This window comes from Salinibacterium sp. PAMC 21357 (assembly GCF_000247645.1).
In the GTDB taxonomy this organism is placed as follows: Bacteria; Actinomycetota; Actinomycetes; order Actinomycetales; family Microbacteriaceae; genus Rhodoglobus.
Window position 1 is genome coordinate 574,752 of the sequence record NZ_AHWA01000004.1, and the last position, 25,473, is coordinate 600,224.

Sequence of the window (25,473 nt, forward strand, 5' to 3'; positions counted from 1 at the left end):
CGTCGGTGATGTCTTGCGCGTGGCGATGCGCACACGCGGCGACGGTTGACCGCGCGGCACGCAAACAGGGCTCACACGGCGCTGTTGATCGCCCGTACTCGTTCGCACAGTGTCGTTCTTCGTGAACCTCAATGGCGAGTTGCAGGGAAACCAGGTCGAGAGTCTCGACAAGCCCGTGCAGAAGATCGTGAGGCCAATGTCCACGACGGTCAAAGACGGCGAAGTCGGATGCCCGGCAAGCGACACAGCCGGTTGCTGTCGCACCGACTGGGCTGCGCCATTCTGACACCCGGCGGTACCACCGTAGGAGAGAACAATCGATGAGGTCGTTAACAGCGTGACGATTCACAAGCCCTCAGCCCTCCCCTAATTGTTGCAACGTCCCCGATATTCGCAGCACGACAGAGCCTGCACCAGTCGTTACTATCAATGACACCCGTTTGGGGGACAGACGATTTGTTCCGGTACGGTTGTCGTAGGCGGGTGGGATTCTCTCTCGTGACTGAATTCACCCTGATCCGAACGGGGCTCTATTGACCACGCACGAAACAGGTCCGCGCACCTTCCGCGTTGGTCATGTTGACGACCACGAAACAGTGCAACTGGGCTTCGGTTCGTTGCTGGCTTTGTGCGATGACCTCACGCTGGTCACCTCTGTTGCAAGCGTCCGCGATTTAGGCGATGTGGCGGATACCCTCGACGTTGTTGTTCTTGACGTGCGGCTCTCCGACGGCACGACTGTCGGGCAGAACGTCGCCTGGTTGCGCGAACAAGGAGTCAATGTGCTCGTTTTCACGGCAGCAGATAATGCCAGCGAAGTGCGTGCAGCATCACGAGCAGGTGTATTGGGGATCGTACGCAAATCCGAATCGCGCGACGTCATCATCGACGCCGTCCGTGAAGCAGCACTGGGCAATCCCGTTGTGACAACCGACTGGGCAGCAGCTCTCGATTCAGACCCCGAGCTTGCGGCCGCCAGCCTCAGCCCGAAGGAGCAAGAAGTACTGGCTCACTATGCCTCCGGCGACAAATCGATCGCGGTGGCGTACCGTGCAGGATTGTCGACGAGCACCGTCGCGGAGTACGTTCGACGCATCCGCTACAAATACGCCATGGTGGGTCGCCCCGCCCACACCAAAGTCGATCTGTATAAGAGGGCCGTCGAAGACGGGATTCTCCCTCCTCCGCATTCGTGACTAGCTACCCGCCCCGAGTGCCCTCGACTGCCAGCGCCGAACTCAGCGTCGTTCGAGTAGTCAGCGCCGTGCTGGCAGCATCTACGCTGTTCTTTTTTGTCCTAACGGTCAGTTCGCTGGCTGACCATTCTCGCTATGTGATTGCGCATTGGCAGACAGTTGCAGCGATCGCTATCTTTGGGCTGCCCTTAGTGGTGGCGGCAGCGGCCCGGTGGAGTTCGCTGCGGGCGATTCGCATCATGCACGGTGGCTACGCAATTATCTTTACCGCAGTGGTGGTGAGTTGGATTCCTGCCTTTATCAACGGGCCGATGCCGGCAGACGTTGCCCCATGGACGGTAGGCATCGTCGGGTTGAGCACCGCCTCAGCCGCCGTCGCGTGGCGGCCGCCCGTGGCGTGGGCGTTTCTCATCCTTAGCTCCCTCGGCGTTGCTCCGATTCGAATCATTGCCGACGGCGGGGCTGACGTTTCGCTCGCGCTGCAGTTTGCCTTCTTCAGTATCACCGTCTGCGCGGTTTTCACTGCTGTCGTGATGGTCGCGATGAATGCCGGCAGAGAAGTGGATGTCGCGACGGCTGCAGCCCAAAGTTCGTCGATGCGCGCTGCCGCGTTGACTGCCCGTGCCGAGGAACAGGCCCATCTCGATGCGCTCGTTCACGACGAAGTGATTGCCACAATTTTTGCGGCAGCCGGCGCGGGGCGCAGCAACTCCGAGTCCACGCGAGCGCAAGCCGCACGCACGATCGAACGTCTTCGGGAGCTTCACGAAGCCACTGCGAGTGTGCCTGAACTCATCCATTCCGACTACCTCATCCAAGGGTTGGCTACGTCGATCAACGAGACTACGGATGCCGCGAAGTTCGTCGTCACCGGCGCGCGACACGCCCCCGTCCCCTCGACTATCGCCAGCGCGCTCATCGAAGCCACTGTGGAAGCACTGAGAAACAGTGTTGTTCATGCCTCGATCGACTCGACACCGGTTGAACGGCTCGTTGATCTTCGCCTCAGCCCGGAGCGTATTGACATTACGATCACTGACGATGGCCGCGGCTTCGATCCCGCAAACGTGCCCACCCACCGGCTGGGCATCGTCGTGAGCATCTTGGGCCGCATCAATTCGCTGCCCGGAGCTCAAGCAACAGTGTGGTCTCAGCCAGGAGAGGGCACGCGCGTGCGCGTGGGGTGGCAGGAATGACAAGAGACTCCCGCAGCCCACAGAGACTACAACTCCCCGAGATCACGAGTCGCGGCGCTCACCTGCTCATCTGGATCTACTTCGTCACGATGTCAGGGTTAGCTCTGTTGGCGCTCGACGATGTCTACGTTCCCGCGATTGTGTACCTCTCGATCCTGATCTTTGGCGCGATCTGGTTGGCCCTCACTCGCGACACCAATGAGCGCGTCAGCGTTCGCGTGAGTCTGTTCGTGATCGCGGCGAGCGTGCTCACCACCCTTTTATCGTCGTGGAACGCGATCACCGGGGGTTTCTCGCAGTGGTATGTAGGTGCTGGCGCCTTAGCTATGTTCTATCTCGGCTTGCGCGGTCGCGACCTGCTGGCCTGGGTCGGCTTTGCGGCCATTGGGTTAGCAACGATTGCGTGGGGGCTGACGACCGAAGACCGCCTTGTCGAAGCCTTCGTGTTGGTCGCCCGGCAAGCACCGATCGTCTTAGTGGGGTCGCTGTTCTCCTTCGGCATGAAACGTACAAGCCGAAAACTGGAGCACGTTCATGAAGCAGACACCATTCGGGTCGCCGCTGAAGCTGCCGCTCTGGCGCGCACGGCGGAACGATCTCGTCGCCTAGCCTCGCTCGATGCCGCTGTCGGAGCTAACCTGCAGCGTATTGCCGACGGCGAAGAACTGAGCGAAGAGGACCGCGATGAACTACTTATCGCCGAAGCCCGCCTGCGCGACAGCCTGCGTGCGCGCCAACTTGACCTGCCTGAAGTTGTGGCTGCCGTTCAGCGTGCTCGGCGACGTGGCGTCGTCGTATTGCTGCTCGACGACCGTTATCCCCTCGCCCTGCCTTCGGGCGCGCTCTCTAGCGTGATTGACGCCTCTGTTCGGATGCTCGATGCTGCCCACTCTGGCACGGTCACCATTCGACTACTCCCTGCTGGCCGCCAGCTTCTCGCGACGCTGGTCGCAGACGGCGACGGGTATACCCGTGTAGAACTCGACTCAACGACGAAGGGCCCCTCGTCACAATGACGAGGGGCCCTTCGGTGGTATCACCCGAGGGTGACTCCGAGGCTACTTAGTTGTAGGTTCCCGGTGTGGAGTCATTCGAGCTGAAGCTGTCGAAGTCGACAAAGCTCAAGTCGCTCTCACTGAGGCTTGCGTCATCAGCGAAGATGCGGTTGGGGTAACGTTCGGCTTTCGCCTCTTCCGTTGCCTCGACCGATACATCGCGGTAGCGCGGCAAACCCGTACCAGCCGGGATGAGCTTACCGATGATGACGTTCTCCTTGAGTCCCATGAGCGGGTCAGACTTGCCTTCCATGGCCGCCTGCGTAAGAACGCGGGTGGTCTCCTGGAACGACGCGGCCGACAGCCACGACTCGGTAGCCAGCGAAGCCTTGGTGATACCCAAGATTTCCTGACGAGCCGATGCCGTTGCCTTACCCTCGGTGAGCACTGAACGGTTGAGGTCGTTGTACTTCGAACGATCAACCAGCTCACCAGGAAGCAGACCGGTGTCACCGTGGTCAACAACAGTCACCTTGCGGAGCATCTGACGAACGATGACCTCAATGTGCTTATCGTGAATCGGTACACCCTGTGAGCGGTAAACGCCCTGGACACCATCAACGAGGTGCTGCTGAACGGCACGGACACCGCGGACTCGAAGAACTTCCTTCGGGTCAACGTTTCCGACGTGCAGCTGCTTGCCGAGTTCTACGTGCTCGCCATCCTCGATGAGGAGGGTTGCGCGACGCAGGATCGGGTACGCGATGGGCTCGTCGCCATTGTCTGGCGTGAGGATCAGCTTGCGACTGCGGTCAGTGTCTTCGATCGTGACGCGACCAGCGGCTTCTGCGATGGGGCTTGCACCCTTAGGGGTACGAGCTTCGAAGAGTTCCGTAACGCGGGGAAGACCCTGCGTAATGTCGTCTGCCGAAGCAACACCACCAGTGTGGAAGGTACGCATGGTCAGCTGGGTACCGGGCTCACCGATCGACTGTGCGGCGATAATTCCGACAGCCTCTCCGATGTCGACGAGGAGACCCGTTGCGAGTGAGCGGCCGTAGCAGACGGCACACACACCAACAGCGGACTCACACGTGAGTACCGAACGAACCTTGATGCTGTGAACTCCAGCAGTCACCAGCTTCTCGAGCAGAACGTCTCCGACGTCGGCACCAGCCGAAGCAACGACTGTTCCCTTGTCGTCGGTGGCGTCAGCCGCGAGGCTACGTGCATAAACCGAGTTCTCAACGTTGTCGTCAAGAATCCACTTGCCGTCTGCATTCTGCACAGCGATCGGCATGTCGAGTCCCTTGCCGGTGCCACAGTTGTCTTCACGAATGATGACATCCTGCGACACGTCAACGAGTCGACGCGTGAGGTATCCGGAGTCTGCAGTACGCAGTGCGGTGTCAGCCAGTCCCTTACGAGCACCGTGAGTCGAGATGAAGTACTCGGCTACAGTCAGGCCCTCTTTATAGGAGTGGACGATCGGGCGAGGAATGATCTCACCCTTCGGGTTCGATACCAGTCCACGCATACCGGCGATCTGACGAACCTGCATCCAGTTACCACGAGCACCAGACGACACCATGCGGTTGATGTTGTTGTCAGTGCGGAAGTTGGACTGCATGGCGGTCGCTACTTCTGCGGTTGCCTTGTTCCAGATCTCGATGAGCTCCTGACGACGCTCGGCGTCGGTCGTGAGTCCCTTCTCGTACTGGCCCTGAACCTTCGCTGCGATCTTCTCGTAGCGGCCGATGATTTCCGGCTTGGTCGGCGGGGTGACGATGTCAGACAGCGCAACGGTTACACCGGAGCGAGTAGCCCAGTGGAAACCAGCATCCTTGATCGCGTCAAGAGCTGCAGCAACATCTACCTTCACGTACCGCTCAGCAAGGTCGTTGACGATAGCCGAAATCTGGCCCTTGTCAGCGAGTGCCTCAATGTACGGGTAGTCAGCCGGGAGAGCCTCGTTGAAGAGGGCACGACCGAGGGTCGTCTCCATGAGCTTGGACTGGCCCTGAACGAAGCCCTCAGGGGCATCTTCTTCAGAGAGGTACACGTTGTCGAGACGCAGACGCACCTTGGCGTTGAGGTCAAGCGAGTGCTGGTCGAACGCGAAGATCGCTTCAGCAACCGACGAGAACGCACGGCCTTCGCCAGCAACGTCTTCCTTCAGCGTCGTCAAGTGGTGCAGACCAATGATCATGTCCTGAGTAGGAAGTGTCACCGGGCGACCGTCAGACGGCTTGAGGATGTTGTTGCTTGCGAGCATCAGGATGCGAGCTTCAGCTTGCGCTTCGACCGACAACGGAAGGTGAACAGCCATCTGGTCACCGTCGAAGTCAGCGTTGAATGCAGCACAGACGAGGGGGTGAAGCTGAATAGCCTTACCCTCAACGAGCTGAGGTTCGAATGCCTGGATGCCCAAACGGTGCAGGGTAGGTGCACGGTTCAGCAGCACGGGGCGCTCGCGAATGATCTCTTCGAGTACGTCCCAAACCTGCGGACGTGCACGCTCAACCATGCGCTTGGCGCTCTTGATGTTCTGGGCGTGGCTCAAGTCGATCAGGCGCTTGATAACAAACGGCTTGAACAGCTCAAGAGCCATCTGCTTCGGGAGACCACACTGGTGCAGCTTGAGCTGCGGTCCAACGATGATCACCGAACGACCGGAATAGTCAACGCGCTTTCCGAGCAGGTTCTGGCGGAAACGACCCTGCTTACCCTTGAGCATGTCGCTCAGGGACTTGAGGGCACGGTTGCCAGTACCGGTAACGGGACGACCACGACGACCGTTGTCGAACAGTGCGTCAACGGCTTCCTGAAGCATGCGCTTCTCGTTGTTGACGATGATCTCGGGAGCACCGAGGTCAAGGAGTCGACGCAAACGGTTGTTGCGGTTGATCACACGACGGTAGAGGTCGTTGAGGTCGGAGGTCGCGAAGCGGCCACCATCCAACTGAACCATCGGGCGCAGCTCCGGAGGAATAACCGGAACAACGTCGAGCACCATTGCGGCCGGCGAGTTGCCGGTCTGCAAGAAGGAGTTGACTACGCGCAGGCGCTTGATGGCGCGGATCTTCTTCTGACCCTTACCGTTAGCGATCTGGTCGTGCAGTTCAACACTCTCGAGTGCGAGGTCGAAGGCCTGGAGGCGCTTCTTGATTGCCTCGGCACCCATGAATGCTTCGAAGTAGCTTCCGAAACGGTCCTGCAGTTCCTGGAAGACGGAATCCTCAGGCTTGAGGTCACCAATCTTGAGGCTGCGGAAATCGTCCCAGACGCGCTCGAGCTGCGAGATCTGCTCGTCAATGGACTTGCGCAGCTGAGACATTTCTTTCTCAGCAGCATCCTTGACGCGACGCTTCTGGTCGGCCTTGGCGCCCTCTTCTTCTAGAGCGGCAAGGTCTTCCTCGAACTTGGTCAAGCGGTCGGCAATGCGGGAATCGCGCTGGCCTTCAAGCGTCTTGATTTCGAGACGGATCTCGTTCTCAAGCGCAGGCATGTCAGCGTGACGGCCTTCTTCGTCAACCGAAATGATCATGTAGGCCGCGAAGTAGATGACCTTTTCGAGGTCCTTCGGTGCCATGTCAAGCAGGTAACCGAGACGGCTCGGAACACCCTTGAAGTACCAGATGTGAGTAACCGGAGCAGCAAGCTCGATGTGACCCATGCGCTCACGGCGCACAGCTGACTTGGTTACTTCAACACCACAGCGCTCACAAACGATGCCCTTAAAGCGGACACGCTTGTACTTGCCACAGGAGCACTCCCAGTCGCGCGAAGGACCGAAGATCTGTTCACCGAACAGACCATCCTTCTCCGGCTTAAGTGTGCGGTAGTTAATGGTCTCTGGCTTCTTAACCTCACCATGCGACCAGCGACGAATGTCGTCGGCGGTAGCGAGACCGATTTTGATTTCATCAAACGCGTGAACGTCGAGCAATTTATCTTCTCTCTTCGAAAGTTCTGCAGTCGGTTTCGGTCTGGTTAAATCTCGTCAACAGACGAGGACTCGAACCGGGCTGAAATATTGATGCCCAACTCTTCTGCGGCACGGAAGGCTTCGTCATCCGTGTCGCGGAGGTTGACCGTTGAACCGTCGGCCGAAAGAACTTCGACGTTGAGGCACAGCGACTGCATTTCCTTGATAAGCACCTTGAAGCTCTCGGGGATACCGGGCTCCTGGATGTTTTCGCCCTTAACGATGGCTTCGTATACCTTGACGCGACCGAGGATGTCATCCGACTTGATCGTCAGAAGCTCCTGCAGAGCGTAAGCGGCACCGTAGGCCTCGAGCGCCCAAACTTCCATCTCACCGAAGCGCTGTCCACCGAACTGAGCCTTACCACCAAGTGGCTGCTGAGTAATCATGGAGTACGGACCGGTTGAACGAGCGTGGATCTTGTCGTCAACGAGGTGGTGCAGCTTGAGGATGTACATGTAGCCGACAGATACGGGAGCCGGGAACGGCTCACCCGAACGACCATCGAACAACGGGGTCTTACCCGAAGAGTCGATGAGGCGAACGCCGTCACGAGTAGGAGTCGTGGAGTCAAGAAGACCCGCGATTTCCTCTTCGTACGCGCCGTCGAATACTGGGGTAGCAACCTTGGTGCCTGGCTCAGCTTTGTAGGCCTCGGCTGGCAGGTTCTTAGCCCACTCCGGGTTACCTTCAACTTCCCAACCCTGCTTCGCAACCCAACCGAGGTGAGTTTCCAGTACCTGACCGAAGTTCATTCGACCGGGGATACCGAGCGGGTTCAGGATGATGTCGACCGGGGTTCCATCGGCCAAGAACGGCATGTCTTCGACAGGCAGAATCTTGGAGATAACACCCTTGTTGCCGTGACGACCAGCGAGCTTGTCACCTTCGGTGATCTTGCGCTTCTGGGCGATGTACACAACAACACGCTGGTTGACGCCCGAGCCAAGCTCGTCATCGTTGTCTGCGGAGAACTCCTTGACAGCGATGATTGTGCCCTGCTCACCGTGGGGAACCTTCAGCGAGGTGTCGCGAACTTCGCGGCTCTTCTCGTTGAAGATGGCACGGAGCAAACGCTCTTCAGCCGAAAGCTCAGTCTCACCCTTAGGTGTGACCTTGCCAACGAGGATGTCGCCGGGGCGAACCTCTGCACCGATACGGATGATTCCACGCTCGTCGAGGTCAGCCAAGAGTTCTGGGCTAACGTTCGGCAGGTCGCGCGTGATCTCTTCTTTACCGAGCTTGGTGTCGCGAGCATCCACTTCATATTCTTCGATGTGGATCGACGACAGTACGTCATCCTTGACCAGATTCTGGCTCAGGATGATGGCGTCCTCGAAGTTGTGACCCTCCCACGGCATGAATGCCACGAGGAGGTTCTTTCCGAGAGCAAGCTCGCCGTTTTCGGTAGCAGGACCATCAGCGATGACCTGGCCGACCTCGACGCGCTCACCGGCACTGACAATAACGCGGTGGTTGTAGCTCGTGCCCTGGTTAGAGCGGTTGAACTTGCGCAGGAAGTAGTCCTGCGTTCCACCCTCATCAAGCTGAACAACAACGATGTCTGCAGAAACCTCAGAGACAACACCAGCCTTGAGAGCAGTGACAACGTCACCGGAGTCAATTGCGGCGAAGGTCTCCATACCGGTTCCGACAAGCGGGCTTTCACTGCGAAGCAGCGGGACAGCCTGACGCTGCATGTTGGCACCCATGAGTGCGCGGTTTGCATCGTCGTGCTCGAGGAACGGAATGATCGAGGTCGCTACCGACACCATCTGGCGCGGCGAGACATCCATGTAAGCAATGTCTTCAACGGGAACGAGGTCAACCTCGCCACCCTTCTTACGAGCAAGAACGCGAGGTTCAGCGAACTTCATGTCCTTCGTGAGGGGTGCGTTTGCCTGCGCGACGATGTAGTCATCTTCATCACTGGCAGTGAGGTAATCGATCGTGGTCGAAACGGTGCCGTCAATGAGGCGACGGTACGGGGTCTCGATGAAACCGAAAGCGTTAATACGGGCGAACGATGCGAGCGAACCAATCAGACCAATGTTGGGGCCTTCAGGAGTCTCAATCGGGCACATACGGCCGTAGTGAGAGGGGTGAACGTCTCGAACTTCAACACCAGCGCGCTCACGGCTCAAACCACCCGGGCCCAGCGCCGAAAGGCGACGCTTGTGGGTCAGTCCCGCGAGCGGGTTGTTTTGGTCCATGAACTGCGAGAGCTGTGAAGTACCGAAGAACTCCTTGATCGCGGCGACGACGGGGCGCACGTTGATCAGAGTCTGCGGGGTGATCGCTTCGATGTCCTGCGTGGTCATGCGCTCGCGAACAACACGTTCCATACGGCTGAGGCCGGTACGAACCTGGTTCTGGATGAGCTCACCAACAGCACGGATACGACGGTTGCCGAAGTGGTCGATGTCGTCAATGTCGAGACGAACGTTGACCTTCTTGCCATCGCGAACGCCCTTGACACTGGCTACGCCACTGTCGCTGACAGAAACGCTTGGTGCCGAGTTGTCGTGAAGCGAAACCATGTACTTGATGGTCGCGATGATGTCTTCAACGGTGAGCACCGACTCTTTAATGTCGGTGTCGAGACCGAGCTTGCGGTTGATCTTGTAACGACCAACCTTCGCGAGGTCGTAGCGCTTGGAGTTGAAGTAGAAGTTGTCAAGAAGCGCACGTGCGGCTTCAGCAGCAACCTGCTCGCCGGGGCGAAGCTTGCGGTAGATGTCCTTGAGCGCTTCTTCCTTGGTGAGGATGTTGTCTTTCTCCAAGGTGGCTTCGATCGACGGGAAGCCCTTGAATTCTTCAAGGATTTCTTCGCTCGAAAGGCCGAGGGCCTTCAGGAAGACCGTGACCGACTGCTTGCGCTTGCGGTCGATGCGAACGCCGACCTGGTCGCGCTTGTCGATCTCGAATTCAAGCCAAGCACCACGGCTTGGGATGATGCGAGCCGAGTAGATGTCCTTGTCAGACAGCTTCTCGGGCTGGCGGTCGAAGTACACACCAGGCGAACGGACGAGCTGCGAAACAACTACGCGCTCGGTTCCGTTGATGATGAAGGTACCGCGAGCGGTCATAAGCGGGAAGTCGCCCATGAACACGGTCTGAGTCTTGATCTCACCGGTGAGGTGGTTCATGAACTCGGCATTGACATACAGGGGAGCAGCAAAAGTCTTGCCGCGCTCCTTGCACTCATCGATGGAGTACTTGGGCTCTTCGAGCTCAGGCTCCGTAAACGACAACTGCATAGTCTCGCCGAGGTCTTCGATCGGCGAAATCTCTTCAAAGATTTCGTCGAGACCACTACGAGTTGGCAGATCGGTACGACCAGCGGCAACACCGTCAGTTACACGGTTCTTCCAGATGTCGTTTCCGACGAGCCAATCAAAGCTCTCGGTCTGCAATGCGAGCAGATCGGGAACAGTTAGCGTGTCAGTGATTTTTGCGAAAGAAAGCCGCGATGCTGAGCGGCCGTTTTTCGGGGACTTATTGGTGGACGCATCGCGCGCAGCAGCCAAGGAACAACCTCCGTGAACCCCGTCGGGTTCGTCTGTCAAGATAATTGACGGTCGGTAATGAAATGCTCACCAGAAACGCCCCGCCGCTATACTCGGGGCACCCAGCTGTCCGCAATATGACTGCTTAATTTGTCTGGGAGCGCAAGGATCTACTATAAGCCGGTTTGCCGCGCCGTGTCCACCCGAATCTTGACCAAATTGGCGATTTCGACTAGGGGTTTGCTGTGAGTCCTGAATTGCGGTTCTTGGCGGCTAGCGCTCCGAAGGCTTCCCAGATCAAACGGTGGGCATTATTCACCGTGATATCGGCGTGGTCATAGGCCGGCGCGACCTCCATAATGTCGAAACCCACGACATCCGTTTCGAGCACAATCTGGCGGATGATGCGCAGCAAATCAATGGGCGCGAAGCCGCCGGGCTCTGGCGTTCCGGTCGCCGGTGCGAAGCCGGGATCGAGTACATCGATGTCGATCGAGATGTAGACCTTGGATGCTCGGGCCTTCGCCGCTGCAATGATCTCCGGGATCATCTCCTTGACGCCACGTTCCCAAAATTCTTGCATCATGAAGTGCTTGAGACCGTTGTCGCGCATCCACTTCTGATCTTCTTCGCCTGGCCAGTAACCGCGCAGACCGACCTGCAAAAAGTTGGGGCCGGGAATCGCGCCTGATTCTATGAGGCGACGCATAGGGGTTCCGTGACTGGCGAGGTTGCCCTCGAGGATGTTCGCCGTGTCGGCATGCGCATCGAAATGGATCATCACCACATTGCCGAAACCGTGATGCTCGGCCACCGCCGTTGCTGCCGGCCACGTGATCGAGTGGTCGCCGCCGATGATGAAGGGCACAATGCCTCGACTAGCTACTTGGGAGACGCGCTCGTGAATAGCTGCCTTCGAAAGCTCCCACATGCCGTGACTTGTAATCGCATCCCCATAGTCAATGACGTCGAGGTGATCGAAGATCTCGACACCGAGATCGAGGTGGTAAGTGCCGGGGTCATAGGCACTAGCTCGCAGGGCGCGAGGACCGAAGCGTGCGCCTGGGCGGTTGGTCGTGCTGTCATCCCACGGTGCACCCACAACGGCAACATCGGGCATCCACGCATCGAGCTCTTCTGGCTCACTCAGCATCGGGCGCATCCCGAAAGTTGCGGGACCAACATAGGACTGGGCATTCAACTGTGCCTGCAAGTGAGGAGGAAGCTCACGGTTCTTATCGACCATGCTTCACCGTATCGCTCACCGTCTCGCCCACAGCGGAGGCGACACCAGCCGCCACGAGATTGTGGCAAAGTCAATGACATGGCCGAGCATCCAACAATCACCTTGAAACTCAGCGGCCACCTTGCCGAGATCGCCCCCGACCGCTGGATCGACGGCTCCTACACTCTTACTGTGGATGGCACGCCGCAATCACACGTGAACATGGATGACCCCAGCCAACTGTTCTTTGAATATGTGCAGCGCATGGGACACGTTATTGACCAGCTCACCGAATCGGGAGCCCCCATCACTGCCGTGCACCTCGGCGGCGGCGCACTAACGCTCCCCCGCTATGTCGAGGCCACCCGCCCCGGCTCGCGCCAACAAGTGGTTGAGCTGGAATCGGATCTGGTGGACTTTGTTCGCACCGAGCTTCCGTGGTCGAAGCAGGCATCCATCCGCGTTCGCCACGGTGATGCTCGTGAAGTGCTCGGCAAGTTTCCTCCCGGCCTGCGCGGTGCCGTCGATTTGCTCGTGGTTGACATCTTTAGCGGGGCCCGCACCCCCGCCCATGTCACGAGCCTGGAGTTCTACACCGAAGCGATGACGCTTCTCTCGCCAGAGGGCGTCATTGTCGTGAATGTCGCTGACGGCCCGGGGCTGGCGTTCGCTCGCAGCCAAGCGGCAACCCTCAAGCACACGGTCGGGCACGTTGCCGCGCTCGCCGAGACTCAGATCCTTAAGGGGCGCCGTTTCGGCAATATCGTGCTGATGGGGTCACCGTCAGCATTGCCCCTGCATTGGATGCCGCGGCTCTTGGCCGGCGGCCCGCACCCCTCGAAGGTGATTGCGGGCGTCGAGCTGCTCGACTTTATTGGTAGCTCACCGGTCGTAACGGACCAAACTGCGGTCAAATCACCCCCTCCAGCGAAAAGTATTTTTCAGGTCAAACCCGGCCGTAGATAGACCGTTCTATCTCCCAGAGCCACTTGTACCCCGATTTTGACGACGTGAATGGGGTACAAACCTGTCCCCCCAATTGCCATTTTCCGGCACTTTCCGCATAAAACCGGGGTATTTCGTACCCCAAACTGAATTGTCTAGTCCCCCATCGTGCGGACTCAGGTTGCCCCCCATTACTGGGGACTGTCCTCCATAGTGAGGACAGGTAGATTCATTTTAGAAGTTGAACGCGAGCCCCGAAGCTTGCGAGCACCACACAGATGCAGGAACCCGAAACCAGCACCCAGCTTCTTGAATCCCGATAACCCGAACCACAATCATCCCGGCCAGTTTGTGCTGCGCCGCGAAAGGAAATCATGAACAAGCTCGTTAAAGGCTCCATCGCAGGCGCAGCAGGAATCGCACTTCTTCTCGGTGGCGCAGGAACCCTCGCTACGTGGAACTCTTCCGCAGCTGTTACTTCAGCCGCAACAGGAATCACCGCAGGAACGTTGGAGATCACCCCAACAAGCGGTGTGAGCACCGATGGCTGGAAGGTTGGCACCCCCGGCACGGGCATCAACATCTCCACCTTCAAGATCGTTCCTGGCGACGTACTTACGTTCACCAAGACTTTCGACGTTGCAGCAGTCGGCAACAACCTCACCGCAACCGCCGCTCTCGGCACCGGAGCCATCACGGCCGCATCTGCCGCAGCTACTGGTGGACCGCTTGCTCAGGACACTGCGCTAGCCACTACGCTCACCAACAACGCGAGCTTCGCCTTCACCGTTGACGGAAGCGCTTCGCCGACAGTGACCGCAAACACCAACACCAAGAAGATTGTGGTCACCGTAACGCTCACGTACCCGAAGGGTGCAGTAACCGTTGGAAATGACTCGAAGCTCGGCGCAGTGAACCTCGGCGCTTTCGCCGTCACGCTCACTCAGAACTAGTTTTACCCGGCCGGGTGTGCGCCCTGGGGGGACGCACACCCGGCAATACTCTTTGTTAGAAACTTCTCATCGAAAGGCGGTGCACCATGAACTCTTCAACAGTTCGCAAAGTGCAACGCCTTGACATGGTTAACGGCCACGACGAAGATTCCACCTCGCCAGCGGCCGTCGCTACCGGCGGCGCAATGAAAGCGGTCAAGGTATTAGCCATTTCGCTCATCGCCGTTTCGCTCGGATTGATCGGCACCGGCGGCACCTATGCCTTCCTGAATTCATCAGCTCAAGTAACCCCCGGGCTCACTCTCACCGCCGGCACCGCCGCGCTGTCTGTTGGTTCCCAATCGCTCAGCTGGTCAAACCTCGCACCAGGAAGTGCCGTTACCGGAACCTTCACAATTACTAATACGGGTGACGTTCCCCTCACCCTTTCTGCGACAGTCGCAGCAACCATGACTCCAGCCGCCGCCGCTAACCCGTTCACCATCACGGTAGCCAACGGCGTGTGCCCTGCGTCGGGTGTCCCTTCGGGAACCCTAAACAGCACTCTTGCTGCTGGGGCAACCACTAGCGCGTGTCTCACGGTTACCCTTCCCACGAACGCGCTACCGAACGCTCAGTCTGTGAGCGCCGGGATAACGGCAACTATTTCTGGAGTCCAACCGTGAGCGCCCAGCAGCAACGCGAGTATTCGCGAGCGCCGCGCACAATGAAACGCTCCACTTTGGTATCGATCACCGCAGGTGCCGTGATCTTTTTGTCTTTGGTATCGAGCATCAGTTATGCGTCATGGACCGCATCCTCGAGTAAAACGGCGACAGCAACTGCCGGCACCGTCGCGATGACTACCGTGACGTCCGGGGGAACAGCAAGCGTCGCTAGTCTCGGTCCTTTCACTTACAACTCGACGAATTCCTCAACATCTCGGCCGATCACCGTACGCAACACAGGAAGCGTTGCAGCATCCGTCCGCAACGTAAGCATCGAAACCACAGGCTCGCTCTCGGGCGCTTTCGTCGCTGTGAAATTTTGGGCCGCAACCGGTAGCACCTGCGCCGCGGCCCCGTCGACCTCAGCCTTCGCCGTCACCACCAGCCTCAGTGACGGCACGGTATCGCTGGCGGGTCTCAACATGGTCGTTCCCGTAGCCGGATCATCGACTATCTGCGCATCGACTACTTTTACCGAAAGTTTGACAACTCAGGCCGGCACGTCACTTTCATCAACCTTCGTAGTTCGCACCCTTGCCGGCACGAGCTGGGTCGCCAATGACGCTGCGACAGTGTCGAATCGAACGTTTACCCAATCGATCGCTCAGTCCACGGTTCCCAACGCGCCGATGGCCATCAGCTGCTCTGACGTATCCAAAAACCAAGTTGTGATTACGTGGCAAGCTCCTGGCGGGTTTGCGACTCCCAACGGCGGATACAACATCTACTTCGATGGAACATTAGACAGCAACACCTCAAACACCAGCACTACCGTCGAGGGAAAATGGCTCTCGATCGACGTGACTATCCGCGCGGTAGCAGCCAACGGTACTGAGTCAGTAGATTCATCCATCATTCAGATCCGGCAATCCGGTCATGGAAATGGAATCTCATGCGAAGGCTAGTGAATCGAGCAGGCGCCGTGGCCGCCATAATTGCACTGAGCACCCTTCTGTTCGGACTACCGGCGAGCGCCGCTAACAGTGTTGGGAAGATTGAGCTCAGCGACGATGGTGTGAGCTTCTCGGCCAACTATCCCGGATCTATTTTCGACGACATCGCCAACATCGTGCCTGGTGACAGCCAGAGTGAAACCATCTACGTGCGCAACACTGGGTCCGTGGCGGGATATCTACGCATCACACTTCGCGACGTTTACTATTCAGACGCGAACTACGGCAATGCCCTGAGCGTGACGACCAGCACACCGGCGAACGCGGGCAGCGCCACGGCAATTAGTTCCGCAAGCCCTTGTCTGGTGACTCACGAAGGCACAGTAATCGCACCAGGACAGACAGTGCCCGTTGTCGCGACGCTGGCTTTGAGCAACCTGAACGGTCTGGAAGGACAGGGCGCCACAGCCGATCTTGCGCTGCGCTTCACCCTCTCTGACACGACCCCCGGCGCTCTGCTACCCACAGAATGCGGGACTGCAGGAACCACTGTTCCAGCGAACCCTCCGAGCTCTGGAACCGCCGGCGGGTCACCACTGAGCACCACTGTTTCCGGAGGATCCCCTCTCGGCTATGGCAACGCTCCCACAGCGGAATCCAGCCGCACCGCGACCTCCACATCACCGGAAGCAGCAGGTTCCGGACTAATACCGGCACTGCCCTCGACCTTCAGCCTCGACCCGAACACGTGGCGTCTCTACCAGGAGTACCTTGTACTCATTCTGGTGCTCGCAGCAATGATTGGGGCCGGGATTTCTTGGCTGATCGGCCGACGCTCACGAAGGGATGCGGAAAATGGTTGAGATGGCAGCGCGGGCCAACGCCCGCAAGACCCAGCGCTCTGACGATGAGAAGTCGAAAGGTGTGCTCTATTACCTCGGAATGGGCATCAGCGGCGGCCTTTTTGCCCTCGTCTTGCTTATCGGCGCTCTAGTTATCGTGATTCCCGCAATCGCCGGCGCGATGCCCTTGACTGTACTGACGAGTTCAATGGAACCAGGGTTGCCCCCGGGAACCCTCATCGTCGTCAAGCCGATCGAGACCAACGACATCGCCCGCGGTGATGTCATCACCTACCAAATCGAGTCGGGCAAGCCAGGCGTCATCACTCACCGCGTGACAGCCATCACAATCTCGAGCGACGGCACGCGCACCTTCACGCTGAAGGGCGACAACAACGATGTCGCCGATGACCTTCAAGTGTTGCCCGTGCAAGTACAGGGCAAACTTTGGTACAGCGTTCCGTGGATCGGCTATGTCAGCAATTTTGTGAACGGCGACAGCAAATCGTGGCTCGTTCCCGTCCTTGCCATCGGCCTCTTCATCTACGCCGGCTTCATGATCATGAGCGGAGTCATCACTGGCGCTCGCAAACGCAAGCGGGCACGGGCACGCGCCGAACGCCAAGCGGAGCGCGAAGCATCCATCGATGCCGTCACTGCCGCGGATGCCGTCGACCCGGTCGACAACCGCGTGCGCCTCGGCTGACCAACATTCGATTAGCCTTAAGAGGTGGCCGATCTTCCTCGAGTGCGCGTGTGGGCTGACGCGCTCATCCGACTGCACCTAGACGACAGTTGGCAGTTCACCTTCGACAACGCCAAAACGCGGGCGGGGCTCTGCAACTACACCCACAAACGCATCTCGGTCTCCAAATATTTAGCGGCACGCTATGAGGATGACGAAATCCACCAGGTGCTACTGCACGAAATCGCGCACGCCATGGCAGGGTCAGGCGCCGGCCATGGTGCCCGATGGAAAATCGTCGCCAAAGAGCTCGGCTATGAAGGCAAGCGCCTGCACAGCGGGGCAATCGCCGACGAGTTTGCCCCCTGGGTAGGAACCTGCCCCGCCGACCACAAGCACTACCGCTACCGCAAACCCACCCGCGTGCTCGCCTGCGGCCTGTGCTCGCGCAAGTTCAGCGCGGCAAATCGAATCGACTGGGTGCATCGCACCGTCTCGCGCCCCCGAGGGTAGCGGCGAACACGAACACGAGCGCGCCCGCTACCGCCCTCGCGGTAAGCAGCGAACCCTAGCGGTCACCAGGGTGCCCCGTAACCGGCGATAATGGTTAGGTGCATCATCCCGAAACCGCTTCCCCTATTGGCACGCCCGTAACTACATCGGCGGTTACGACGGCAAATGCGCCCGCAAGCGCTAACGCCGGCGGCAGCACTGGCCAATGGTTCACCTCCCGAACATCGCGTCAGTGGTGGTTCGATTCGGGAGCGCGCGCTCTCGACTTCGCGTACACGGGCGCGATGGGCAACAATCCCGCGTGGGAGCGGTTGACTACTCCCGCCGATCTGGCGACGTGGCTCGAGGGCCGCTTCGAAGCCTGCGATGGCACAGTGACAGATCGCGATCTCACCGATGCGAAGGGACTGCGCGAAGCAATAGCGTCAATCGCCTCTGCCCTCAGCGTGAACGACTTTGGCGATCCGAAACAGATCGACATCATCAACCTCTTTGCTGCGACACCGGATGTTCCACCGCGGTTGGCCGGAGGAAGCTTGCAGGCCGGTCGCACTCGCGTTCGCACCGGTCAAGCCCTCGCGACGATGGCGCGTGAAGCTGTTTTTCTTTTTGGTGACGAGCAGCACGAGCGGATTCGCGAGTGCGCGGCCGACGATTGCGCTCTCGTCTTCTACGACGAGTCACGCTCGAACAACCGCCGCTGGTGCTCGATGCAGCGCTGCGGAAACCGCGCAAAAGTGCGCAGCCACCGTGCCCGCAATGCGGCACGCTAACTGCGCACAATCAGTTGTCGACTAGTCGACGAACTGAACCTCTTTCCAGAAAGTGACGTAGTTGGAGAAGTCCTTGCCGACGCGCTCTGCTGCACCCGGGAGGATGTTCGGGTAGCTGAACGCACGGTCTTGGTACTGCTGGCCATTAGCGCTGACGACGAAGTACTGGCAGTCACCCTTCCACGGGCAGTGGTACGGGGTGGGGCTCTTCTCGAGCAGTTCGTGGTTCACGCTGGCCGGCGGGAAGTACCAGTTGCCCTCGATCTTGAGGAGATCTTCCTTGGGTGCTTCTGCGATGACGGTGTCGCCGATTACTGCCTTCATACTGTCCTCCAATAAGTCGATGTTGGTTCATGCCGATCACTCAGCCCAACGCTTGAGCAGCAAGCGTCATTCCCGAACGATCTCAAAACTGGCTGCACCATTGCTGGCAATCGCCGCATCAAGGGCTTCTCTGTTGGCGCCAGTGAGAAGCTGCTGGCCCGCAGTGCTTGCGGAAAGAAGGTGATTGTGCGCGGGCTTGAGGCTAGTGAACGCAGCCACAGCGGATGCCGCTTCCGGTGAAATGTAGTCAATGCCAGCATCCGCGAGCGCGTCAATGATCGCGCCGGCGGAGAGCAGATCATCGACGGCGAAGCCGCCCTCCGCGTCACCTGCCGCGATGACGGCCACGGTAAACCTGTCCCCTTTGAGTTCCTGTTGCGTGATGACCCACTCGGCGACAGCGGTGGCAGCTCCGGTTCCGGCGGTGAGAAGCGAGAAGTCTCCGTGCAGCTCAGGGGCGGGCGTCGAGGCGTCGGCGAGGGCATCCGCCCACACCACCACGTCGGAACCGGGGCTCAATGCGAGCGCCTGCGCACGGCCAAAGCCGAATCGTACTTGGTACTGGGGTTGGTTGCGGGGATCGTTCACCCTCAGAGGCTAAATCGAACCGCGCCATTGCCGGCTTTCGGTTACCGAATGTGACGTTTGAGGCTCGGGGCGGCTGGCGCTAGGCGGCGCCGGGCAGCGGCGCTAAGCAGCGGCGTCGGGCGGCTGCTGGGGGCGATCACCCGGCACCACGGCAACCTTGCCCGCGCCATGGCCAGACGCGATCTGAGCGATTGCGCCAGCAGCATCTTCGAGGCCGACAACGCGATCAATGGCGGGAACAAGTTCGCCCGACACCAACAGCGCGGCGAGGTAAGCGAGGTCTTCGGGGGTAGCAGCCGCAGTGAACTGGTGGAAGCTCGCATCAGCCCGCGCGAGCCCCAGTTTCATTCTGAGAAGGTGCGGCAAGGGCCCAAGCAGGCGGTTCGTCATCGGTCCGCTTACGGCTACATACCGCGCACCCGGCGCGAGAATGCTGCGAATCTGCGCTGCCGTTCGGTTGCCTCTTATATCCAGCGCTACGTCATACTGCCCACCCGCGGCGATAAAATCCTCGCCGCGGTAGTCGATCACGCGAGTGGCTCCCAGCCTGCGTGACTGTTCAGCGTTCTCCGCGCTGCAGACGGCGGTGATTTCCCCCGCCCCCAACGCCCGTGCAATCTGAATGGCGAAAGTGCCCACTCCTCCCGCCGCACCGTTAATCAGAACGCGGTCGCCCACTTTAATGGCGGCGTGCGTTCTCAGCGCCTGAAGGGCCGTCAGCCCGGCGACCGGCGTCGCTCCAGCAGCAACAAAATCAACGCCGGCCGGCAACAGGGCAACAATCGCCGCGTCAATGACGACATAGTCGGCGAAAGCACCGCCAGCAGATTCCCCGAAAATCGCATCCCCTACGGCGAAGCCGCTCACCCCAGCACCGACTGCTTCCACAATCCCCGCGACATCCGCCCCCGGGATCAACCGCTTAGGGGTCCGCAACCCCATGATGAGGCGCACCATCAGCGGAGTGCCACTCAGCAAACGCCAGTCCAAAGCATTGGCCGAGGATGCCATCACCCGCACGAGAAGCTTGCCCGGTGTGACATCCGGTGTCGGAAGCGACTCGATAGCCAACACATCCACGTTGCCGTAGGCACGCGCGGTGACCGCGGTCATTCGTGCAGGAACCGAACCCCCATTGCGGCCGCTGCCGGTCGCCGGGCTCTCTGGTGGGGAAACTGACATTGTTGCCTCCTGAGGTTGCCTCCAGCGTACGGGAGACCAGATTTCGTCGGGAGGCTCAAGATCCGGCGACAGAGTAGTTTTTTGCTCTGGATAACGGACAGGGAAAGGTCCAGACTGGCATCATGCGAGTACTCCTGAAGCTTGTACTAGATTGCACCCCTGACGATGCGTGGCACGCCATCCGCAGCCCGCAGGTATTTCAGGATGTGTCTGCCCCCCTCAGCCAGTTCACGTCGCTCGAGGTCGAAGGCTTTCCCGACTTGTGGTCACCCGGCGAACATCCGGTGAGCATGGCCGCGCTCGGGCGCTTTGCGGTGGGCCAGCAGATAATCGACGTGTCCTATTCCGAGAAACCGGATGGGGTGCGCATCATGCGCGACGACGGCCGCGGACTCAGCGGCCCCCTCGCTCTCATCGAACAGTGGGAACATTCCATGGCGATCAGCGAAGCACCCGGAGGCAAAACTCTCTATCGCGACCAGCTCATCTTCAGCGCCGGACTGCTCACTCCGCTGATGTGGCCCCTCTACTGGGCTTTCTGGCAGTGGCGCGCCGCGGCTCTAATACGTCTGGCTCCAACGTGGGGCGGAGTCACAACAACGCGAACTAATCTGAGCCTCTAGGGCGACGAAGAGTGTGCCGCCCCGGTGTTTATGTCGGATGGCGTGCACGAAAGGAGCCCGCGGTGCCTCGACTGCGGCGAAGCGTTACAACCGGGCGCGGCTTTACCCGGGTCACATCTGGGCGCGGATTTAGCTTCCGAGATCCCTCGGGCAGCACCGTGACCGACGGTGAAGTGAAATCGAGGTTCAGCTCCCTGGGCATCCCGCCGGCGTGGACCGACGTCTGGATCTGCCCGTACCCCAACGGGCATGTGCAGGCCACAGGGATCGATGATGCGGGCCGCCGACAGTACATCTACCATCCCGGTTGGCGCGAACGACAAGACCGAGTGAAGTTCGAGCGTGCCCTCGAACTTGCGGCAGCGCTCCCCGCCGCGCGTGCCACCGTCACTCGCACTCTGCGCAGCAGCGACGACCCCCGCTTGCGCACTCTTGCGGCAGCATTTCGGATGCTCGACACAGGCTCATTGCGCGTCGGGAGCGAACGCTATGCCGACACCCACGGCAGCCACGGTCTCTCGACGCTACTCTGCGACCACGTCACCGTGATCGGCGACCGGGTTCGGCTGTGCTTTCCGGCGAAAAGCGGCCAACAGTGGGAAAGCGAGATTGTGGATGCTGACCTCGCGGCCTTCATGCGGCGCCGGCTGCGCAGCGCACCAGATTCCTCAGTGCTGTCATGGCCCGACGGACGCGAATGGCGTGCGCTAACGGCCGTCGATATCAACGACTACGTTCGCGAACGCACCGGTGGCGAGTTCACGGCGAAGGACTTCCGCACGCTTCGCGGCACTGTGGCGGCCGCAGCAAGCCTCGCCATCAACGGCCCCGAAACTGCACAACGTGCACGCTCCCGAGCCATCCGCGAAGCAATGGAAAGCGCGGCAGAAATGCTCGGGAACACCCCCGCAATCGCGAAGAAAAGCTACGTTGATCCCCGCATCGTCGATCTCTATACCGCTGGTGAAACGATCGACCCCCGCCGGCTGGCGTCGGCCGAGACTGAAGTGCGACAGCTGCTCTCGCGCGATCCGTAGGGTGGATCGGGATGGCGCGCTCGCTCGCGGTCTCGCTGGCGGTCAGGCGGCAGCATGGGCTGCGCGTTGGGCCACGCCTTCGCCGCGCGTTTGCCAACGGTCGGGCTGCGGTTCACCTGCGTACCGCAAAGCTCGCTGTCGGGTGCGCGAGTTAGCCTGAGCCTATGACCGCTCTTCAAGTAGCCGACTGGCGCCGCCGCAACTTTGCACTCTATGCCGCTGTTCGCGAGAATCCGGATGCCGCGAGCGCCCACACCGAATGGCGAGCGGGACGAGATGAGATGTTTGCCACGCATCCAGCTTCGCCGCTCTTGCCTGAGGACCTGCGTGGGTTTAAGGGGCTGCCGTTTGAGACGTACGATCCCGACTGGCGTTTCGAGGCATCCATTGTTCCTGATGCTGGTGTTTCTGGCGAAGCCCGCCGCATGAATGTGGAGACCGGAACGGATGGCGTGGTGCCGTTTGATCTGCTGGGCACGGTCGAGATCGACCAGATTGGCTCTCTCGAAGTGTGGCGCTTGGCGTCCTATGGCGGCGGAATTTTCATTCCCGTGAAGGATGCCCTCTCTCGCGTGAAGGGCGGAACCTACGGTGGTGGCCGCTACCTTCTCGACACCGTCAAGGGCGCCGATCTCGGACCGGGCAGCACCCCCGAGTCACTCGTGCTCGACTTCAACTTTGCCTACAACCCGTCCTGCGCCTACGACCCGGCGTGGGCGTGCCCGCTCGCGCAAGCGGGCAACACTCTGGCTGGGCAAGTGCCGGTAGGCGAGCGCTACTAGGCACATCACTGCTACGCTGGGGTTACTTGCGAAACAAATATGTTTCCCTGCGTCGTAGAACGCTTCCCTCTTCTCGTCCACGTCAATCAGAAACGTGTGGCTCGTAGAAAACTTTCTCCGGCGGACTGGAGTAATCCGCGCCGAACGTAAGTTCGAGATCTGACCTGTGTGCCGCATCCGTGCGAAACGCCTGATTGGGTCGGTGTAGATCAGCACAGACTTGTTTCTGTGCGCCTCTGGTGTAACGCCCATCTGTTACTTATGCCTGAAAGGCACCATTACTTTGACTGACCACACTTTTAGCTCGCTCGGCGTACCCGCCGCGCTTGTTGCAGCACTCGAAGCCGACGGTAAGACGTCGCCCTTCCCCATCCAAGTTGACACGCTTCCCGACACCCTCGGTGGTCGCGACGTGCTCGGCCGCGGAAAGACTGGCTCGGGCAAGACCCTTGCCTTCGCTCTTCCCATGGTTGCTCGTCTCGGCGGCAAGCTCGCTGGTGGCAAGCGCCGCCCGGGTCGCCCGCTCGGACTCGTCCTTGCACCAACCCGTGAACTCGCGACACAGATCTCTGCTGTCATCGAGCCCCTCGCTGCGGCCTACGGCCTCAACACCACCACGATCTTCGGTGGCGTCAGCCAAAACCGCCAAGTTGCGGCCCTCAAGGCTGGCGTCGACATCGTCGTAGCCTGCCCCGGTCGTCTCGAAGACCTCATGAAGCAAGGCTTCGTGAACTTGGACGCCATCGAGATCACCGTGCTTGACGAGGCCGACCACATGGCCGACCTTGGCTTCCTGCCGGTTGTGACCCGCATCCTCGACAAGACGCCAAGCAACGGACAGCGCCTGCTGTTCAGTGCAACGCTCGACAACGGTGTAGACAAGCTGGTTCGCCGCTTCCTTCACAACGAAGTACTTCATTCGGTCGATGAAGCGAACTCGCACGTCTCCGCCATGACCCACCACGTTTTCGAGACCGAGAGTGTCGAATCCAAGCGTGTTCTCGTAGAGAAGCTTGCTTCGGGTACTGGCCGCCGCATCCTCTTCATGCGCACCAAGCACCACGCCAAGAAGCTTGCCCGCCAGCTCATCGACGCCGGAATCCCCGCCGTTGACCTTCACGGAAACCTCTCGCAGGTTGCCCGTGACCGCAACCTCGCCGCATTCTCCGCCGGCGACGTCAAGGTGCTTGTCGCCACCGACGTTGCAGCGCGCGGCGTGCACGTAGACAACATTGAGCTGGTCATCCACGTTGACCCGCCAGCAGAGCACAAGGCATACCTGCACCGCAGTGGCCGTACCGCTCGCGCCGGAGAAGAGGGCGACGTCGTAACGATCGTTCTTCCGACCCAGCGCAAAGACACAGCAACACTGCTGCGTAAGGCCGCCATCACGGTGACCCCGCAGCACGTCAACGCGAAGTCGGATGCCGTTATAGCGCTTGTTGGCGAAGTTGCCGAATACGTAACCCCCGCTCCCCGCGCAGCAGCACCCGTTCGTGGCCAGTCGCAGGGTGGTCGCTCGCAGGGCGCAAACGCCCAGCGCAAGCGTGTTCGTCGTGACGACAACGGCGGCGGCCGCGATGGTGGCCGTGAGGGTGCTCGCGAAGGAGCCCGCGGTGGCGCTCGTGGCGGACAGTCGCGTGACGGCCAGTCGCGTGACGGGCAGGGCCGCGATGGCCAGGCCCGTGACGGACAGTCGCGCGGCGGCAATGCTGGCAACGGCGGCCGTGGCGGACAGCAGCGCAACGATCGTCAAGGTTCAGGCCGCGGCGCAGTCGTAGCCGGTGCCGGTGCTGGCGAACAGCGCTCAACCCACCAGCCACGCCAGCAGCAGTCAGATGCCCCCACGCGTCCGCGCGGTGGCAAAGGCCGCGCCCAGGCCGGTGGCGGACCCGTTCGTGTCGGCCAGGTCGTACGACCTAACCGTCGTGCATCAAGCAGCGGACGCTAAGCCTTAGCACCACAGCTTTACCGTCTCAGGGCGGCGAATTTCACCCAGCAATGCTGGGCGGGATTCGTCGCCCTGAGGTGTTTAACCGGTATCGGCGGTTGCTCGCGGGGCTTTCGCGGCACAGGCGGCTCGAGCTCACGTGCTCACGTGCTCGCGTGCTCACGTGCTCTCGTGCTCTCGTGCTCTCGTGCTCTCGGACCATGGCATTCTGAAAATTCAGGAGATTCCGTTTCGATACGCGCCCGCCCGCCACAGCGCTGCCGAATTTCTGGGTATCCGCGCTGGGCAGCGCGAGCGGGTAAACCAAATCTCCTGAGTTTCCGGAGGCGAGTTGCGGCAGTCGATTTGCCGGAGGCGAGTTTCCGGAGGCGAGTTGCGGCAGCGTCCAGCGGCATTCCGATCCCGAGCCCAGCGTCGCCACATCACGGAAATTCAGGAGATTCGGTGTCACAGACCGGTTGATCACCGCTGGGCCCCGGATTTCCGCGGGTTCCGAATACGGGTCACCATCGTGCGAACGGTTTTTCCTGAATTTCCACGATCTGCACGAACGAGGGCGCGCCAGA

22 protein-coding genes are annotated in these 25,473 nt (G+C 60.0%); 16 read left to right on the forward strand and 6 right to left on the reverse strand.

All coding sequences use genetic code 11. From position 1 onward, the window contains the following. Positions 1-109 precede the first annotated feature (109 nt). From ON14_RS15815 to ON14_RS06105, 4 genes are all read left to right on the forward strand, one after another. On the forward strand, positions 110-286 hold the full coding sequence (locus ON14_RS15815; RefSeq protein WP_158000076.1) for a hypothetical protein: 177 nt from the start codon (positions 110-112) through the stop codon (positions 284-286). Between the two features lie 247 nt (positions 287-533). Continuing rightward, entirely contained in the window at positions 534-1,196 is a 663-nt protein-coding gene (locus tag ON14_RS06095) for a response regulator transcription factor (RefSeq protein ID WP_010203871.1), read from the forward strand. A gap of 17 nt (positions 1,197-1,213) precedes the next feature. Continuing rightward, positions 1,214-2,392: a sensor histidine kinase gene (locus ON14_RS06100; protein ID WP_010203872.1), complete on the forward strand. Its 1,179-nt coding sequence runs from the start codon at positions 1,214-1,216 to the stop codon at positions 2,390-2,392. After that, entirely contained in the window at positions 2,389-3,408 is a 1,020-nt protein-coding gene (locus ON14_RS06105) for a hypothetical protein (protein WP_010203875.1), read from the forward strand. The genes ON14_RS06100 and ON14_RS06105 overlap by 4 nt, the downstream gene beginning before the upstream one ends. Before the next feature lie 46 nt (positions 3,409-3,454). On the opposite strand, the gene ON14_RS06110 is transcribed toward ON14_RS06105, so the two are convergent. From ON14_RS06110 to speB, 3 genes are all read right to left on the reverse strand, one after another. Next, positions 3,455-7,336, reverse strand: a complete 3,882-nt coding sequence (locus ON14_RS06110) for a DNA-directed RNA polymerase subunit beta' (protein ID WP_010203878.1) — start codon at positions 7,334-7,336, stop codon at positions 3,455-3,457. 44 nt (positions 7,337-7,380) lie between these two features. Beyond that, a complete protein-coding gene (gene rpoB, locus ON14_RS06115) occupies positions 7,381-10,905 on the reverse strand; it encodes a DNA-directed RNA polymerase subunit beta (RefSeq protein ID WP_010203879.1) in 3,525 nt (1,174 codons plus the stop codon). 211 nt (positions 10,906-11,116) lie between these two features. Continuing rightward, positions 11,117-12,130: an agmatinase gene (speB, locus tag ON14_RS06120; protein WP_010203881.1), complete on the reverse strand. Its 1,014-nt coding sequence runs from the start codon at positions 12,128-12,130 to the stop codon at positions 11,117-11,119. Positions 12,131-12,208: 78 nt separating this feature from the next. Between speB and ON14_RS06125 the strand changes: the two genes are divergently transcribed. The 8 genes from ON14_RS06125 to ON14_RS06160 all read left to right on the forward strand — a co-directional run bounded on the left by ON14_RS06125 (position 12,209) and on the right by ON14_RS06160 (position 18,420). After that, positions 12,209-13,075 carry a spermidine synthase gene (locus ON14_RS06125; protein WP_010203882.1) on the forward strand — a complete coding sequence of 289 codons (867 nt, stop codon included), beginning with the start codon at positions 12,209-12,211 and terminating at the stop codon, positions 13,073-13,075. A 353-nt stretch (positions 13,076-13,428) separates the two neighbouring features. Beyond that, positions 13,429-14,007, forward strand: a complete 579-nt coding sequence (locus tag ON14_RS06130) for an alternate-type signal peptide domain-containing protein (protein ID WP_010203883.1) — start codon at positions 13,429-13,431, stop codon at positions 14,005-14,007. A gap of 86 nt (positions 14,008-14,093) precedes the next feature. Continuing rightward, positions 14,094-14,672, forward strand: a complete 579-nt coding sequence (locus tag ON14_RS06135) for a TasA family protein (RefSeq protein WP_010203884.1) — start codon at positions 14,094-14,096, stop codon at positions 14,670-14,672. Between the two features lie 41 nt (positions 14,673-14,713). Then, positions 14,714-15,619, forward strand: coding sequence for a fibronectin type III domain-containing protein (locus ON14_RS06140; RefSeq protein WP_141629957.1), 906 nt, complete (start codon positions 14,714-14,716; stop codon positions 15,617-15,619). Further along, on the forward strand, positions 15,619-16,470 hold the full coding sequence (locus ON14_RS06145; protein ID WP_010203887.1) for a hypothetical protein: 852 nt from the start codon (positions 15,619-15,621) through the stop codon (positions 16,468-16,470). The genes ON14_RS06140 and ON14_RS06145 overlap by 1 nt, the downstream gene beginning before the upstream one ends. Further along, complete coding sequence (locus ON14_RS06150) at positions 16,463-17,155, forward strand: signal peptidase I (RefSeq protein ID WP_010203888.1); 693 nt, start codon at positions 16,463-16,465, stop codon at positions 17,153-17,155. Before ON14_RS06145 ends, ON14_RS06150 begins: the two co-directional genes overlap by 8 nt. Positions 17,156-17,179: 24 nt before the next feature. Continuing rightward, on the forward strand, positions 17,180-17,647 hold the full coding sequence (locus ON14_RS06155) for a SprT-like domain-containing protein (protein WP_010203889.1): 468 nt from the start codon (positions 17,180-17,182) through the stop codon (positions 17,645-17,647). Positions 17,648-17,745: 98 nt separating this feature from the next. Continuing rightward, on the forward strand, positions 17,746-18,420 hold the full coding sequence (locus tag ON14_RS06160) for a CGNR zinc finger domain-containing protein (protein WP_010203890.1): 675 nt from the start codon (positions 17,746-17,748) through the stop codon (positions 18,418-18,420). A gap of 21 nt (positions 18,421-18,441) precedes the next feature. Here ON14_RS06160 and ON14_RS06165 read toward each other — a convergent pair whose 3' ends face one another. From ON14_RS06165 to ON14_RS06175, 3 genes are all read right to left on the reverse strand, one after another. Beyond that, complete coding sequence (locus tag ON14_RS06165; RefSeq protein ID WP_010203891.1) at positions 18,442-18,744, reverse strand: DUF427 domain-containing protein; 303 nt, start codon at positions 18,742-18,744, stop codon at positions 18,442-18,444. 66 nt (positions 18,745-18,810) lie between these two features. Continuing rightward, positions 18,811-19,332 carry a 2-phosphosulfolactate phosphatase gene (locus ON14_RS06170; protein ID WP_010203892.1) on the reverse strand — a complete coding sequence of 174 codons (522 nt, stop codon included), beginning with the start codon at positions 19,330-19,332 and terminating at the stop codon, positions 18,811-18,813. A gap of 102 nt (positions 19,333-19,434) precedes the next feature. After that, a complete protein-coding gene (locus tag ON14_RS06175) occupies positions 19,435-20,514 on the reverse strand; it encodes an NAD(P)-dependent alcohol dehydrogenase (RefSeq protein WP_010203894.1) in 1,080 nt (359 codons plus the stop codon). A gap of 122 nt (positions 20,515-20,636) precedes the next feature. Here ON14_RS06175 and ON14_RS06180 point away from each other — a divergent pair, with 122 nt between their 5' ends. The 4 genes from ON14_RS06180 (at position 20,637) to ON14_RS06195 (ending at position 24,907) form a co-directional block, all read left to right on the forward strand. Then, positions 20,637-21,137: a hypothetical protein gene (locus ON14_RS06180; protein ID WP_010203895.1), complete on the forward strand. Its 501-nt coding sequence runs from the start codon at positions 20,637-20,639 to the stop codon at positions 21,135-21,137. A gap of 62 nt (positions 21,138-21,199) precedes the next feature. Continuing rightward, a complete protein-coding gene (locus ON14_RS06185; RefSeq protein WP_010203896.1) occupies positions 21,200-22,174 on the forward strand; it encodes a DNA topoisomerase IB in 975 nt (324 codons plus the stop codon). A gap of 164 nt (positions 22,175-22,338) precedes the next feature. Then, positions 22,339-22,956, forward strand: coding sequence for a DUF1684 domain-containing protein (locus ON14_RS06190; protein ID WP_010203897.1), 618 nt, complete (start codon positions 22,339-22,341; stop codon positions 22,954-22,956). A 283-nt stretch (positions 22,957-23,239) separates the two neighbouring features. Continuing rightward, positions 23,240-24,907, forward strand: a complete 1,668-nt coding sequence (locus tag ON14_RS06195) for a DEAD/DEAH box helicase (protein WP_010203898.1) — start codon at positions 23,240-23,242, stop codon at positions 24,905-24,907. Positions 24,908-25,473: the final 566 nt, after the last annotated feature.

Coding starts and splice junctions, on each gene's coding strand:
- ON14_RS06125 (WP_010203882.1), top strand. CDS start 12,209: ATGGCCGAGCATCCAACAATCACCTTGAAACTCAGCGGCCACCTTGCC.
- ON14_RS06105 (WP_010203875.1), top strand. CDS start 2,389: ATGACAAGAGACTCCCGCAGCCCACAGAGACTACAACTCCCCGAGATC.
- ON14_RS06140 (WP_141629957.1), top strand. CDS start 14,714: ATGAAACGCTCCACTTTGGTATCGATCACCGCAGGTGCCGTGATCTTT.
- ON14_RS06130 (WP_010203883.1), top strand. CDS start 13,429: ATGAACAAGCTCGTTAAAGGCTCCATCGCAGGCGCAGCAGGAATCGCA.
- ON14_RS06150 (WP_010203888.1), top strand. CDS start 16,463: ATGGTTGAGATGGCAGCGCGGGCCAACGCCCGCAAGACCCAGCGCTCT.
- ON14_RS06135 (WP_010203884.1), top strand. CDS start 14,094: ATGAACTCTTCAACAGTTCGCAAAGTGCAACGCCTTGACATGGTTAAC.
- ON14_RS06165 (WP_010203891.1), bottom strand. CDS start 18,744: ATGAAGGCAGTAATCGGCGACACCGTCATCGCAGAAGCACCCAAGGAA.
- speB (WP_010203881.1), bottom strand. CDS start 12,130: ATGGTCGATAAGAACCGTGAGCTTCCTCCTCACTTGCAGGCACAGTTG.
- ON14_RS06180 (WP_010203895.1), top strand. CDS start 20,637: ATGCGAGTACTCCTGAAGCTTGTACTAGATTGCACCCCTGACGATGCG.
- ON14_RS06190 (WP_010203897.1), top strand. CDS start 22,339: ATGACCGCTCTTCAAGTAGCCGACTGGCGCCGCCGCAACTTTGCACTC.
- ON14_RS06175 (WP_010203894.1), bottom strand. CDS start 20,514: ATGTCAGTTTCCCCACCAGAGAGCCCGGCGACCGGCAGCGGCCGCAAT.